This is a genomic window from Coprococcus sp. AF99-45, assembly GCF_027663865.1.
GTDB lineage: Bacteria > Bacillota > Clostridia > Lachnospirales > Lachnospiraceae > Allocoprococcus > Allocoprococcus comes.
On the sequence record NZ_JAQDGZ010000001.1, the window covers coordinates 1 to 14,381 of the forward strand.

Annotated in this window: 16 protein-coding genes and 2 other annotated features; of the genes, 13 read left to right on the forward strand and 3 right to left on the reverse strand. The window is 42.5% G+C overall.

What is annotated here, in order from left to right; translation table 11 throughout:
- Positions 1 to 68 precede the first annotated feature (68 nt).
- A complete protein-coding gene (gene asnA, locus PGR14_RS00005) occupies positions 69 to 1,079 on the reverse strand; it encodes an aspartate--ammonia ligase (RefSeq protein WP_008374783.1) in 1,011 nt (336 codons plus the stop codon).
- 282 nt (positions 1,080 to 1,361) lie between these two features.
- On the opposite strand from asnA, the gene PGR14_RS00010 reads away from it, so the two are divergent.
- Positions 1,362 to 1,520: a hypothetical protein gene (locus PGR14_RS00010; protein ID WP_008374787.1), complete on the forward strand. Its 159-nt coding sequence runs from the start codon at positions 1,362 to 1,364 to the stop codon at positions 1,518 to 1,520.
- Between the two features lie 4 nt (positions 1,521 to 1,524).
- Here the strand turns inward: PGR14_RS00010 and PGR14_RS00015 are convergent, their stop codons facing one another.
- On the reverse strand, positions 1,525 to 1,746 hold the full coding sequence (locus PGR14_RS00015) for a hypothetical protein (RefSeq protein WP_055260855.1): 222 nt from the start codon (positions 1,744 to 1,746) through the stop codon (positions 1,525 to 1,527).
- A 136-nt stretch (positions 1,747 to 1,882) separates the two neighbouring features.
- Here PGR14_RS00015 and PGR14_RS00020 point away from each other — a divergent pair, with 136 nt between their 5' ends.
- From PGR14_RS00020 to PGR14_RS00055, 8 genes are all read left to right on the forward strand, one after another.
- A complete protein-coding gene (locus tag PGR14_RS00020; protein WP_022220547.1) occupies positions 1,883 to 2,392 on the forward strand; it encodes an SEC-C metal-binding domain-containing protein in 510 nt (169 codons plus the stop codon).
- 70 nt (positions 2,393 to 2,462) lie between these two features.
- Positions 2,463 to 2,672 (forward strand) — a binding site (T-box leader).
- 199 nt (positions 2,673 to 2,871) lie between these two features.
- Positions 2,872 to 3,735 carry an aldo/keto reductase gene (locus tag PGR14_RS00025; protein ID WP_270222811.1) on the forward strand — a complete coding sequence of 288 codons (864 nt, stop codon included), beginning with the start codon at positions 2,872 to 2,874 and terminating at the stop codon, positions 3,733 to 3,735.
- Between the two features lie 37 nt (positions 3,736 to 3,772).
- Positions 3,773 to 5,704 (forward strand): threonine--tRNA ligase, encoded by a 1,932-nt coding sequence (gene thrS, locus PGR14_RS00030; protein WP_055157604.1) that lies wholly within the window; start codon positions 3,773 to 3,775, stop codon positions 5,702 to 5,704.
- A 76-nt stretch (positions 5,705 to 5,780) separates the two neighbouring features.
- Complete coding sequence (locus PGR14_RS00035) at positions 5,781 to 6,101, forward strand: DUF1540 domain-containing protein (protein ID WP_022220546.1); 321 nt, start codon at positions 5,781 to 5,783, stop codon at positions 6,099 to 6,101.
- Positions 6,102 to 6,260: 159 nt separating this feature from the next.
- The gene (locus PGR14_RS00040) at positions 6,261 to 7,643 is read left to right on the forward strand and encodes an AI-2E family transporter (protein WP_173689877.1); all 1,383 of its coding nucleotides are present in this window, start codon (positions 6,261 to 6,263) and stop codon (positions 7,641 to 7,643) included.
- Between the two features lie 6 nt (positions 7,644 to 7,649).
- Complete coding sequence (gene metA / locus PGR14_RS00045; RefSeq protein WP_008374805.1) at positions 7,650 to 8,576, forward strand: homoserine O-acetyltransferase MetA; 927 nt, start codon at positions 7,650 to 7,652, stop codon at positions 8,574 to 8,576.
- A 115-nt stretch (positions 8,577 to 8,691) separates the two neighbouring features.
- The gene (locus PGR14_RS00050; protein ID WP_055260861.1) at positions 8,692 to 9,321 is read left to right on the forward strand and encodes a cyclodeaminase/cyclohydrolase family protein; all 630 of its coding nucleotides are present in this window, start codon (positions 8,692 to 8,694) and stop codon (positions 9,319 to 9,321) included.
- Positions 9,322 to 9,346: 25 nt separating this feature from the next.
- Positions 9,347 to 10,219, forward strand: coding sequence for a bifunctional 5,10-methylenetetrahydrofolate dehydrogenase/5,10-methenyltetrahydrofolate cyclohydrolase (locus PGR14_RS00055; protein WP_270222812.1), 873 nt, complete (start codon positions 9,347 to 9,349; stop codon positions 10,217 to 10,219).
- 149 nt (positions 10,220 to 10,368) lie between these two features.
- Here the strand turns inward: PGR14_RS00055 and PGR14_RS00060 are convergent, their stop codons facing one another.
- Complete coding sequence (locus tag PGR14_RS00060) at positions 10,369 to 10,716, reverse strand: helix-turn-helix domain-containing protein (protein WP_022220545.1); 348 nt, start codon at positions 10,714 to 10,716, stop codon at positions 10,369 to 10,371.
- Positions 10,717 to 10,838: 122 nt separating this feature from the next.
- Here PGR14_RS00060 and PGR14_RS00065 point away from each other — a divergent pair, with 122 nt between their 5' ends.
- From PGR14_RS00065 to PGR14_RS00080, 4 genes are all read left to right on the forward strand, one after another.
- The gene (locus tag PGR14_RS00065) at positions 10,839 to 11,132 is read left to right on the forward strand and encodes a hypothetical protein (protein WP_270222813.1); all 294 of its coding nucleotides are present in this window, start codon (positions 10,839 to 10,841) and stop codon (positions 11,130 to 11,132) included.
- A gap of 71 nt (positions 11,133 to 11,203) precedes the next feature.
- Positions 11,204 to 11,454, forward strand: a binding site (T-box leader).
- A gap of 174 nt (positions 11,455 to 11,628) precedes the next feature.
- Positions 11,629 to 12,648, forward strand: a complete 1,020-nt coding sequence (locus PGR14_RS00070) for an ABC transporter substrate-binding protein (protein ID WP_270222815.1) — start codon at positions 11,629 to 11,631, stop codon at positions 12,646 to 12,648.
- 30 nt (positions 12,649 to 12,678) lie between these two features.
- Positions 12,679 to 13,566, forward strand: a complete 888-nt coding sequence (locus PGR14_RS00075; protein WP_055158458.1) for an ABC transporter permease — start codon at positions 12,679 to 12,681, stop codon at positions 13,564 to 13,566.
- Complete coding sequence (locus tag PGR14_RS00080; protein WP_008374812.1) at positions 13,553 to 14,326, forward strand: ABC transporter ATP-binding protein; 774 nt, start codon at positions 13,553 to 13,555, stop codon at positions 14,324 to 14,326. Before PGR14_RS00075 ends, PGR14_RS00080 begins: the two co-directional genes overlap by 14 nt.
- Positions 14,327 to 14,381: the final 55 nt, after the last annotated feature.

The window sequence follows — 14,381 nt, forward strand, 5'->3', positions numbered from 1 at the left end:
GACTATGCTTTTTTCACAGCCCCATTTTTATGGTAAATTATCAAATTGTGATAATGGTTGGTTATGTATTACAGTAAGTACACTCCGCGGGATGCGGCTTCTTCGAGGACGTCGTCCGGCCAGATGGAGGACTGGACTTCTCCGATGTGGGCTTTGCGGAGATAGAACATACAGATTCGGGACTGTCCGATTCCGCCTCCGACTGTGTACGGAAGTTTTCCGTTCAGTAATGCTTTCTGGAAATCCATCTCGGCGCGTTCTTCGCAGCCGGCTTCCTTTAACTGACGGCGGAGTGCATCTTCATCGACACGGATACCCATGGAAGAAAGCTCCAGTGCGATATCGAGTACCGGATAGTAGACGATGATATCACCGTTCAGTTCCCAGTCATCGTAGTCCGGTGCACGTCCGTCATGACGCTGTCCGGAGGCAAGGGTCTTACCGATCTGTTTGATGAATACGGCACCTTTGGCTTTGGCAAAGTGGTATTCACGTTCCTTTGGTGTCTTGTCCGGATACATGGTTTCCAGTTCCTGGGATGTGATGAAGCTGATTTCATCCGGAAGGAATTCTTCAATATAATTGTAACGGCGTGCCATGTAGGCTTCGGTTTCTTTGAGTGCACTGTATACTTTTCCTACAGTGTATTCCAGTGTCTCCATGTTGCGTTCTTCTTTGGAAATTACTTTTTCCCAGTCCCACTGGTCAACATAGATGGAATGGATGTTGTCAGTATCTTCATCTCGGCGGATAGCGCTCATATCAGTATAAAGTCCTTCTCCTGAATGAAAGCCGTAGCGCTTTAAGGCGTAACGTTTCCATTTTGCAAGAGAGTGGACGATCTCAACTTCGCGGTCTTCCTGTTCTTTGATGCCAAATGCAACCGGGCGTTCTACTCCGTTCAGGTTATCGTTCAGTCCGGATTCCGGGCGGACGAAAAGAGGAGCGGATACACGCGTCAGATGCAGAGATTTGGCAAGTGCGCGTTCAAAGTGGTCTTTTACTTCTTTGATTGCCACTTCAGTCTCGCGGATCGTAAGTGGAGAATGGTAATTCTCCGGTATCTGCAAATTGTTCATGATGTTCTTCCTTTCTTACTACTCACTATGTCTAGTTTAGTGAATTGACGTGGTGTTGTCAATCATATTTTCTTAAGAAACAACTTATGATTTTTTTAGAGAATCTCCATAGTAAGGTCACAGAACACGGCTATACTCTTAAAATAAAACATTCATCATAAAAAAGAAAAAGTCATAAATCAGAAAATAAGAACATATATTAAAGATGTCGGGGAAATGCCGGATGAGGCTTATACCAGAAGGCAGACAGACGAAAAAACTGTAGACAGGAGGTAACAAGATATGCAGAAAGAGAAGAATATCAGCACACAGGAAGTCATTTCCATGGAAGAATATTTAAATAAGAGACAGAAGATCAGAGAACAGGAGAAAAAACGATTCGGTGGCAGATTCGGCGAAGAGAAAAGCCCTGCCTGGATGATGGCAGAGCTTTATGTATGAGATGTTAATATTCACTGTGAAAGTCGTCATCATTCCTGTGGATCAGACGATAAACCAGGATGTAGGCGTAACTCATAACCGGCACAAGAATCGTGCAGGCAACAGATGCTTTCAGAAGTCCTAATGATCTGGATTTGTCGATAAATGCAAATACCAGAGTGCTGACGTACATCAGGAACAGAAGAATTGCACAGATAAGAGCCGCAAAACGCTTGATTTTTTTCATAACAACCACCTTCGTACTGTACTTTATCTCTATTATATAGATAAAAAACAATTTCTACAAGAAAATGTTTTGCAAACAGTCGAAAAATGCTGTATGATATATGAAGTGATAAAGAACAAAAAGGAGAATTTACAGTATGAGTACATTATTAGAACAGTGGAGAGATACCGCTTACTCGAAAGAGATGGATAAAGCTTCTCTGCAGAAGTTCTGGGGAACCTATTTCCAGACTGAAAAAGAGATCTATGAAAAGCTGCTTGAGAATCCGGACGAAGAAGTAAAAGGAACTGTAAAGGAACTTGCTGAAAAATATGGCATTAATGTATTTACAATGACAGGATTCCTTGATGGAATCAATGACAGCCTGAAAGTGGCTAATCCAATTGAAACAATGGATGAGGACACTGAGGTAAGTCTTGCTTTTGATAAAGAACTGCTTTACAAGAACATGGTAGATGCAAAAGCTGACTGGCTGTATGAACTGCCACAGTGGGATAAGATTTTTACAGAAGAAAAGAAAAAAGTCCTTTACAAAGAACAGAAAAACGCACGTACAATCCACGTAGAAAAGAAAGTTTATCCAAACGATCCATGTCCGTGCGGAAGCGGTAAAAAATATAAAAAATGCTGTGGTAAGAACAAATAAGTTCTGATAGAAATTTTCAATACATTTTTTTGAACGTGTTGACAAATGAAAATCCCATGGTATAATGTTAGCAAATGCGATGAAGAGAAGAGTAGAACGCAGAAAAATCCCAGAGAGAGAGGTCTTAGGCTGAGAGCCTCTTATTACAGAAGCGTTTGAAGACCACCTCCGAGCGGCTGTAAAACAGTCCGGCTGGATACCGTTATCATCCACAAAGAGGTCCTGGAAATCAGGACAAGCGGGGTGGAACCGCGGGTATACAAAGTAACTCGTCCTCTGCAGCAGATAATCTGTTGCAGAGGTTTTTTATTTTAAAAGTTAAGTTGTCTGGAAAAGATGTACTAGAAAATTTGAAGGAGCATATTGCACAAAAGAAATTCAGCCAATTCACTTTTTGCGCAATGGAATTGGATGAAATTCTTTTGTGCAATATGCGGTCTTGAATTACAGACAGTAGCTTTTACAGAAAGGATGATCTAATGGAAAGTATTTACGATTGTTTTAAGCTGAACAATGATATGAAAATCCCATGCGTTGGTTTTGAAACTTACAAAGCAGCAGAAGGGAATAACGTAGAGGTTTTAAAGACTGCCATAGAAGCAGGATATCGCTATTTTGATACTGCATCCTTTTATCAGACCGAAGATTTTTTAGGGCAGGCGATCCGTGAAAGCAATCTTCCAAGAGAGGATTTTTTCCTTGTATCCAAGATGTGGAAAGATGAAATGGGATATCAGCAGACAAAGGATGCATTAGAAAAGAGTCTGAAAAGACTTGGTACCGATTATCTGGACATCTATCTGATCCACTGGCCAAGACCGTCGGCTGACTGTGAGAACTGGAAAGAACTGGATCTTGAGACCTGGAGGGCGATGGAAGAACTTCAGAAAGAAGGAAAAATCCGGGGACTTGGACTCAGCAATTTTCTTCCGCACCATATTAAGAACATTCTGGAGAATGGAACAGTAAAACCAGTTGTCAACCAGCTGGAACTGCATCCGGGTTATATGCAGCAGGCTGCTGTGCAGTATTGTAAAGAGCATGGTATTCAGATGCAGGCATGGAGCCCGATCGGAAGACGGCGGATTCTGGAAGATGGACTGATCCTTGAACTTGCCGGAAAGTATCAGGTTTCACCGGCGCAGCTATGTCTGAGATTCCTGCTTCAGAATGATATCATTCCGCTTCCGAAATCATCTTCGATGGAGCGGATGAAACAGAATATGGATCTGTTCCATTTTGAGATCAGCGAAGAGGATGTATCGAGACTGGCAACTATGCCACAGGCAGGATGGTCAGGAGAACATCCGGATCCGGAGCTTGCACAGAAAAATGTTGTATAATCAGAAATTATAAAATAAAGAGAGGAACAAAAAGACTATGAAAATCACATTAAAAGATGGATCAAGCAAAGAATATGCACAGAGCATGTCAGTAATTGATATTGCAAAAGATATCAGTGAAGGACTTGCAAGGGTTGCAACAGCAGGAGAAGTTGACGGAGAAGTTGTTGATTTAAGAACTGTGATCGACAAAGACTGTGAGCTGAACATTCTTACATTCAATGATGAAAAAGGAAAAGGTGCATTCCGTCACACAACATCTCACATTATGGCACAGGCAATCAAGAGACTGTATCCGGATACAAAACTTGCGATCGGACCTTCAATTGAAGACGGATTCTATTATGATATTGACCGTGAGACTCCGCTTGTAGCAGAAGACCTGGAAAAGATCGAAGCTGAGATGAAGAAAATCGTTAAAGAAGATCTTCCAATTAAACAGTATACAATGCCAAGAGCGGAAGCAATCGCATATTTTAAAGAAAAAGATGAACCATATAAAGTGGAACTGATCGAAGACCTTCCGGAAGATTCCGTAATCAGCTTCTATTCACAGGGAGAATTTACAGATCTTTGTGCAGGACCTCACCTGATGAGCACAAAACCGGTAAAAGCATTCAAACTTACAAGCCTTGCAGGAGCTTACTGGCGCGGAAGTGAAAAGAATAAGATGCTTCAGAGAGTTTATGGTACTTCCTATCCGAAGAAAGCAGAGCTTGAAGAATATCTGCATATGATGGAAGAAGCAAAGAAGCGTGATCATAGAAAACTTGGAAAAGAACTTGGACTTTTCATGATGAGAGAAGAAGGACCGGGATTTCCATTCTTCCTTCCAAAAGGAATGGAACTGAAGAACCAGCTGCTTGATTACTGGAGAGAGATCCACAAAAAAGCCGGCTATGTTGAAATTTCAACACCGATTATGTTGAGCCGCCATCTCTGGGAAACATCAGGCCACTGGGATCACTACAAAGACAATATGTATACAACTGTGATCGATGATGAAGATTTCGCTATCAAACCAATGAACTGCCCGGGAGGAATTCTTGTATATGAATCTGAACCACGTTCATACCGTGACCTTCCGCTTCGTATGGGAGAACTTGGACTGGTTCACCGTCATGAAAAATCAGGACAGCTTCATGGACTGATGCGTGTAAGATGCTTTACACAGGATGATGCACATATCTTCATGACACCAGAGCAGGTACGTGATGAGATCAAAGGCGTTGTAAAACTGATCAATGAAGTTTACAGTCTGTTTGGATTTAAATACCATGTGGAGCTTTCTACAAGACCGGAGGACAGCATGGGAAGTGATGAAGATTGGGATATGGCTACTGAAGCCCTTCGTGGCGCATTGGACGATCTGGGACTTCCATATGTAGTAAATGAAGGAGATGGAGCGTTCTACGGACCGAAGATCGACTTCCATCTGGAAGATTCTATCGGAAGAACATGGCAGTGTGGAACCATCCAGCTTGATTTCCAGCTTCCGCTCAGATTTAACCTTGAATACACAGGAGCAGATGGTGAGAAACATCGTCCGATCATGATCCACCGTGTAATCTTCGGATCGATCGAAAGATTTATCGGTATCCTGATCGAGCATTTTGCAGGGGCATTCCCGACATGGCTTGCACCGGTACAGGTTAAGGTGCTTCCGATTTCAGACAAATATATGGATTATGCACAGAAGGTTCTGGATGAACTGAACAATTCAGGTGTTCGTGCAGAAATTGATACACGTGCAGAGAAGATCGGATACAAGATACGTGAAGCACAGATGAAGAAGATCCCGTATATGCTGGTTGTCGGAGCAAAAGAAGAAGAGGACGGACTGGTATCTGTAAGAAGCCGTTTTGAAGGGGATGAAGGACAGAAGTCACTGACGGACTTCCTTGCAGCAATCAAGATGGAGATCCAGGCCAAAACAGCAAGGGAAGTAAAAAAAGAAGACGATAAATAGAGTTTTAAATAAAATCTGAATAAGAAATAAAACTTTCGGGCATAATGATACTGATTTTCAAAAAGGAGGTAACATTATGCCTGAATTAAAATGTACAGTACAGACATGTATGCACAACAAAGATTTTTATTGTGATCTGAACGCAATTACGGTGGGAGGAAAATCTGCACGGAAAGCTGCAGAGACAAGCTGTGACAGCTTTGAAGAAAGAAAAAGCGGCACCTACAGCAATGTGACTGGTGAGGCGGGTCCGACAAGCAAGATCGACTGCAAGGCCACGGAGTGCCAGTACAATAAGGAATGCCAGTGCCATGCAGGAAAGATCAGTGTGGAGGGCAGCAAGGCATGCAGCTGTGATGAGACGGAATGTGCAACTTTCAGTTGTGGATGTGCGTAGATGAAAGTGATGGGTGTGGGAGAGTTTCTCCTGCACCTGTTTGTTTGTGTGCAAGGAATGAGAGAAAAGGTGCGAAAAGGATGGTTGGGGAGGTTGACGGGGGTGTTAGAAAGAAGGTATAATAAAAATCGGACTTTTGAAGAAAGACAGGGAAATTAAATGGAAAAAAAAGACAATGTAGAGAAAGGGGTTTCGGGGAAGCCGGAAAAGAAGAAATCGGCAGCGTATTATGAAAAGCGTCCGGAATTTGGTAACAGAGGGCCGTCAAAGATTTTGCTGCATTTCAGGAAGGGGATTACCTTTTTCCTTGTTATTGCGGCTTGTGTAATCTTTTATTTTCTGTTACTCCGAATAGAGGATATATCAGTAGGTGTCAGTAAAGTAATTGATGTGTTAAAGCCGATCCTATACGGAATGGTGATCGCATATTTGCTGAATCCGATCGTAAAGCAGATTGACCGGTGGCTGATTCCACAATTAAAAAAGAAAATGTCTCAGGAAAAGGCAAAGAAGGTTTCGCGTAGTGTCGGTGTTTTTGCAGCGCTGGTTATGCTGCTTGCTTTGATCCTGGCACTGTGCAATATGCTGATTCCGGAACTTTATAAAAGTATCCGTGACATGGTTCAGACTCTGCCGGGACAGATCAGTGATATGGTTACGAAGATCATAAGTATCCAGAAAGATACCAGTCCTGCCGGAGTCATGGCACGTAACCTGTTAGAAAAGGGATCGGATGCATTACAGAACTGGATCAAACAGGATCTTTTAACCAAGGTTAATGAAGTGATGTCAAACCTGACGGTTGGGATCATCAATTTTGTCAGTGAGATCCTGAATTTTCTGATTGGTCTTATTGTATCAGTCTATATTCTGTTCAGTAAGGAAACATTTTCCGCACAGAGTAAAAAGATCGTCTATGCAGTGTTCCGTACAGATCATGCCAATATGATCCTGCATCTGACAAAGAAAAGCAATGAGATTTTTGGTGGATTTATTATTGGAAAGATTATTGATTCTATGATTATCGGAGTGCTTTGCTTCTTTGGACTTACGCTCCTGAAGATGCCGTACATACTTTTGATCAGTGTAATCGTTGGTGTGACCAATGTCATTCCTTTCTTCGGACCGTATATCGGTGCTATTCCGAGTGCCGTTCTGATTTTGCTGAATGATCCGATCAAGGGCTTGTATTTCCTGATCTTCATTCTTGTACTGCAGCAGCTTGATGGAAATGTGATCGGACCGAAGATTTTGGGCAATTCGACCGGATTATCTGCATTCTGGGTTGTATTTTCAATCCTGCTCGGAGGCGGTCTGTTTGGATTTGTAGGAATGATCATGGGCGTGCCTACATTTGCAGTAGTTTATTATATTATTACAATGCTGATCAATCATTTGCTGGAGAAGAAAAAGCTTCCGCTTCAGACTTCGGAGTATGGGGAAAAGAGTTATGTGGATGATAGCGGAAGATTTGTCAGAGAAAATCCGGAAGAAAATGATACAGCGGTAAAAAACGGGGAAAATAAAAAAGAGAGGAAGTAAGCAGAAATGCCAATTCGTGTACAGAATGACCTTCCGGTAAAAGAAATACTGGAAAAAGAAAATATATTTGTAATGGATGAGAACCGTGCGGTTCATCAGGACATTCGTCCGATCAAGATCGGACTTCTGAATCTTATGCCACTGAAAGAGGATACAGAACTTCAGCTTCTGCGCTCCCTTTCCAATACACCGCTGCAGGTTGACATTGTATTTTTGGCAGTGAAAAATCATGTTTCAAAGAATACTTCAGCGAATCACCTGAACCGGTTTTATGAGAATTTTGAAAATGTAAAAGATCAGAAATTTGACGGATTTATCATAACCGGAGCACCGGTAGAGCAGATGCCTTTTGAAGAGGTGGATTACTGGGAAGAGCTTGTAGAGATCATGGAGTGGACAAAGACGCATGTTACTTCAACGATCCATCTCTGCTGGGGAGCACAGGCAGCACTTTATTATCATTATGGGATTAATAAAGTACAGCTGGACAAAAAGCTTTTCGGTATCTTTGAACATAAGGTTATGAACCGTAAGATTCCTCTGGTACGTGGATTTGATGATGTATTTTATGCACCGCATTCGAGACATACAGATGTGCCGATTGAGAAGATCCGTGCAGATGAGAGACTGATGATTCTGGCAGAGTCGGAAAAGGCAGGAGCATACCTTATCATGGCACAGAATGGAAGACAGATTTTTGTGATGGGACATCCGGAGTACGACCGGGTGACACTGGATCAGGAGTATAAGCGGGATCTGAGCAAAGGACTTCCGATTGAAATGCCGGAGAATTATTATCCAGACAATGACAGCACACAGAAGCCACTTCTTACATGGAGAGCACATGGTAACTGTATGTATGCAAACTGGCTGAATTACTATGTTTACCAGGCAACCCCGTATGATATGGTGGGGACACCGGATTTTCATTAGGATTCAGATAGAATTTCATATACCGATATCCTGAAAGGCATATCAGAAAGTACTATGTTTCAGAAGAGAAATCCTTTGCTATAATAGGAAAGCAAAAATAAGCGGGAGGAAAAATATGTTATTGGAGCAGAAAACAACTGATTTTTTGGAACAGCTCTCATCGTCAGCACCGATTCCGGGAGGTGGCGGTGCATCGGCAGCAGTCGGAGCGTTCGCATCAGCTTTGGGACTTATGGTTACAAATCTGACTGTCGGAAAAAAGAAATATGCGGATGTTGAAGAGGAAATTCTAGAGATAAGAGAAAAACTTGAGCAGAAGAAGCAGGATCTGGTCCGGATGGTAGATGAAGATGCCGAGGCTTTTGAACCACTGGCAAAGGCTTACAGAATGCCAAAAGAGACAGAGGAAGAACAGGCAGAGAAGGAAAAAGTTATGGAGACCGCACTTAAAAATGCGGCAGAAGCACCACTGTGTATCATGAAAACAATTGTAGATACTATGGAGATGATCCGAGTGCTGGGGGAAAAAGGAAGCAGGCTTGCTGTCAGCGATGCAGGAGTTGCAATTCTCTTTGCACAGGCAGCCCTTGAAGGAGCTTCTCTTAATATTTTTATCAATACAAAGATGATGAAGGATCAGGAAGAAGCTGAAAGACTGAATTATCTGGCTGATCAACTGATTGCGACAGGCAAAGAATTGAAAGAGACAACTTATGATGCTGTACTTAAGGGTATCAGACCATAACAGATAAGACAGACAGGAGGAAGACATGAGCATACAGATGCGAGGGGCTGAAGTGGCAAAAGCCATGAAAGAAAAGCTGATCAGAGAAAGAGAAGAGTTGAATGCGGCGGGAGTAAATCCATGCCTTACGATCATTCGGGTAGGAGCGAAAGAAAATGATCTTGCCTACGAACGTGGAGCAAAAAAAAGAATGGAAATGATCGGAATCGAGTGCCGCATTGTAGAACTGCCAGAAGATATTTCACAGGAAGAATTTGAGGATGCTTTCTGTAAGATCAATAAAGATCCGGAGGTTCACGGGATTCTTTTGTTCCAGCCGCTTCCGGAGCAGCTCGATGTAGAGAAGATCAGACAGATGATCGACCCGGCAAAGGATATGGATGGAATGAGTCCTGTAAATCTTGCAAAAATATTCGAAGGTGACAGAACTGCTTATGCGCCTTGTACTTCTGAGGCAGTGATGCACATTATGAATCACTATGGAATTGAACTCCAGGGGAAAAGAGTGACCGTCATCGGAAGAAGCATGGTTGTTGGAAAACCGCTCTCCATGCTGATGCTTGGACAGAATGCAACTGTAACTATCTGCCATTCACGCACAAAAGATCTGGCGGACAGATGTCGCGAAGCAGAGATAATAGTAGCTGCGATCGGACGGGCAAAGCATATCACCGCCGATATGATCGCCGAAGGAGCGGTGGTAGCGGATGTCGGAATCAACGTACTGGAAGACGGAACCCTCTGTGGAGATGTGGACTACGAAAATGTCCGGGAAAAAGTATCCCATATCACACCGGTTCCGGGAGGAGTAGGAAACGTCACAACCTCTGTACTCGCCTCTCACGTGCTGCGTGCCGCCCGTATAGGTCAGAACGAACCCGGACAACGCAGAGGGTAACACCTCTTCTCTGTCGAACACAATACAAATGGGCGAAGAACAGTTACAACTGGTAACCCAGAGCGCCCGGGAAGAGAAAAAATCCTATAGATTCAAGTTGAATCTATAGGATTTTTTCTCCTCCGGCTCCGGGGTGGCATAGACTACATTTATTTTTCGCCCATCTCTGGTGGAATCTTTTCTAACAACTGTCGGATATTATCACGGATCAATCGTTTATAATTATCAGGAAGCGGTGTGATCATATCCAGGATCTCGGCATTGATCGGATCCTTTGAATGAATTGAATCATCCAGGTAGTCACAGATCAGATAATCAAATTTGACATCTAATGCTTCTGAAAAATTAAGCATGGTTGCAAAGGATGTTGCCTGGCTGCCATTTTCAATCCGGCTTATCGTTGTCTCATCAAGATTTAGTTTTTCTGCTAGTGCTGCCTGTGTAAGACCGGCTTTGTGACGTGCCTGCCGAACGCGTGTACCGAAATTCTTTTCCATGCTGTATCTCTCCTTCATAAAAGTAGTGTAGCATTTCAATTTGAAAAAAGAATGATATTATATGCAAGTTAACTTTACAAAAACGCCGTGATAGGATATGATTAAAAAAAGGGGGGAGAGAAATGGATTGGGAATCGTACAGAACAGATATTGAGGCGATAAAGCTTGCGGTGAATGAATGTGAAAGACTTGGAGTGGATAAAGAAGAACTCCTCATAATCAGTATTTACCGTTTGTATGAATTTTATAAAACAGAAGACGACAGAGTCTATCTTCTGGGGGCATTATTGCATCTTAAGGCTTATCTTGAGCTGGGGATGGAATATGAAAAGAACCGTAAGATTTTTTCGCTGATTTTAGATAATTACGGAGTATGTTATCAGGATATTTTTCAGGGAGCTGTGGAAACGGAGTAGAAAAATCTGAAAAATTCCAAAAATCAGGTTGACAAACAGAGAATAAAGAGGTAATATATTAACCATAAATTGTAAAACCGTTGAGAAAGAGGAGTAGGTTATCGAACGATATCACAGAGAGCAGCAGGCGGTGGGATTGCTGTATGGAGTTGATAATTGAATGGACTTTCGAGGGCAGCCTGAAATCAGATGATTGAGAGTATGGTTTGTCGGGAACCAAACCCGTTATCAATAAGGGATGTATGTTAGTACATAAAAGAGGACAGGAAACTGTTAAAGTTGAGTGGTACCGCGTTAGTAGAAGATATTAGTCGCCTCAATCCGTAGAAGGATTGGGGTGTTTTTTATTTACCAGGAAAACCTTTCCTGATAAATAAAAAGTCTCCGGCAGGATGTTACATATGTATTCCTGTTGTGGTACGGCGCGGAATCAAGAAACACCTTCTCTTGAAAGCTAACAAAGAAAATTATTTATCAAGAAGAGGAGAACAAAATTATGAAAAAGAGAACAATCGCAGTATTATTAACAATGGCAATGGCAGTAACAATGATGGTAGGATGTGGAAGCAAGTCGGATTCCAAGACAGCAGATGGAGAAAAGAGCTATACAATCGGTATTTCCCAGTTTGCAGAGCACGGATCTTTAGATAACTGCCGTGAAGGATTTTTAGAGGGACTGAAAGAAGAAGGTATCGAGGAAGGAAAGAATCTGAATGTTGAATACAAGAACTCGGCAGCAGATATGGGAACTGCATCACAGATCGCAAGCAGCTTTGTATCCGATAAAGTAGATCTGATCTGCGGAATCGCAACACCAAGTGCACAGACAGCATACAATGCTGCGATGGATACGGATATTTCGGTTATCTATACTGCAGTTACGGACCCGAAAGCAGCAGAGCTTGCAGATGATAAAGGGAACCCGGTTGGAGAAGTCACAGGAACCAGTGATAAACTTCCGATTGAAGCACAGCTGAAAATGATCCGTGAACTTCTTCCGGATGCAAAGAAGATTGGTATCCTCTATACAACAAGTGAGGCAAACAGCGTATCTGCAATTGCTGAATACAAAGAAAAAGTCGGTGACTATGGATTTGAACTTGTAGAAAAGGGAATTACAAATACATCAGAAATCGCACTTGCAACAGACGATCTTCTGTCACAGGTAGACTGCATCAGCAACCTGACAGATAACACGGTAGTAAGCTCACTTGCAACCATTCTGGATAAGGCAAATGCAGCAAATATCCCGGTATTCGGAAGTGAGATCGAACAGGTGAAGCTTGGATGCCTGGCAGCAGAAGGCCTTGATTATGTAGCACTTGGCAAACAGACAGGTAAGATGGCAGCAAAGGTTCTCAAAGGAGAAAAGAAAGCATCTGAAATGCCATTTGAGACGATCACAGAAGCAGGACTTTACCTGAATACAAAAGTAGCAGAAAATCTTGGAATCACAGTGGAAGACGATCTGAAAAACAGCGCAGTAGAGACATACGATTCTATCAGCGAAAACTAAATTTGAATTAGAAAAGTGAGGAGCAATGCAATGAGCTTTGCAGTATCGATTTTGGAGCAGGGACTGATTTACGGAATCCTTGCATTGGGAATTTATATAACATACAAAATTCTGGATTTTCCAGATCTGACCGTAGATGGCAGCTTTCCATTAGGAGCTGCCGTAACGGCGCTTATGATCACAAAAGGAGCGAACCCATATCTGACCCTTCCGGCTGCATTTGCAGCAGGTGTGGCAGCCGGTATTTGTACCGGACTGATCCATGTCAAATGCAAGGTAAGAGATCTGCTTTCAGGTATCATTATGATGACAGCGCTCTGGACGATCAACCTTCGTGTGGCAGGAACAGCCAATGTACCATTGTTTTCCCAGAAGACAATCTTTAAAAATGATACACTGGATAAGCTGCTTCCGTCAGGATTTTCCGCTTACTCTACATTGCTCATCATTCTGATCATTGCGTTAATTGTGAAAATCATTCTCGACCTTTACCTGAATACCAAGTCCGGATACCTGCTCCGTGCAGTCGGAGATAATGATAAACTGGTTACTGCAATGGCAAAGGATGAAGGAAATGTGAAAATCCTGGGACTTGCGATCGCAAACGGGCTGTGTTCGCTTGCGGGATGTATTTTCTGCCAGGAAGAACGTGTATTTGAAATTTCCAGTGGTACAGGGGCGATGGTAATCGGTCTTGCAAGTGTTATCATCGGAACCAGTATTTTCAAAAAAATCAGTTTTGTAAAAACAACGACAGCTGTATTGATCGGTTCTATCATTTACAAGGCCTGTGTGGCAATCGCACTGAAGAACTTCGAACCGCAGGATATGAAGCTGATCACAGCCGTACTATTCCTGGTAATTCTGGTGCTTAGTATGGAGAGAAAGAAGAAGGTGAAGAAGAATGCTGGAGCTTAGAAATATTCACAAATATTATAATCCGGGTACAGTCAATGAGATGTGTCTTTTTGAGGACTTCAATCTGACGATCAATCAGGGCGAATTTGTATCCGTAGTAGGAAGTAACGGTTCCGGTAAAACTTCGATGTTGAATATCATCTGCGGAAGTATTCCGGTAGAATCCGGACAGATCCTGATCGATGGAAAAGATATCACAAGGGTAAAAGAATACAAGAGAAACCAGAAGATCGGACGCGTGTACCAGAATCCATCTATGGGAACCTGTCCGTCCATGACGATCTTGGAAAATATGTCTCTTGCGGACAATAAAGGAAGGTTCTACGGACTTGGACGGGGAACGAATAAGGCACGTATTGATTATTACAGAGAACAGCTCGCCCAGCTTGGTCTTGGACTGGAAGATAAGCTTCATGTCAAAGTCGGATCACTTTCCGGAGGACAGCGCCAGGCGATGGCACTGCTGATGTCTACGATGACACCAATCGAGTTTTTGATCCTGGATGAGCATACTGCTGCGCTGGATCCAAAGACAGCAGAACTGATCATGGAGCTGACCGATAAGATTGTAAAAGAAAAAAATCTGACAACGGTTATGGTCACACACAATCTCCGCTATGCAGTAGAATACGGTAATCGTCTGATCATGATGCATCAGGGACATTGTGTGATGGATAAGGCAGGAAAAGATAAAGAGGATACCTCGATCGATGAAATCCTGACGATGTTCAATGAAATCAGTATTGAGTGTGGAAACTAAAAAATACAAGATTATGAATTAAAGAGATAAGCAGAAAAGGAAACAGTTTTGGCTT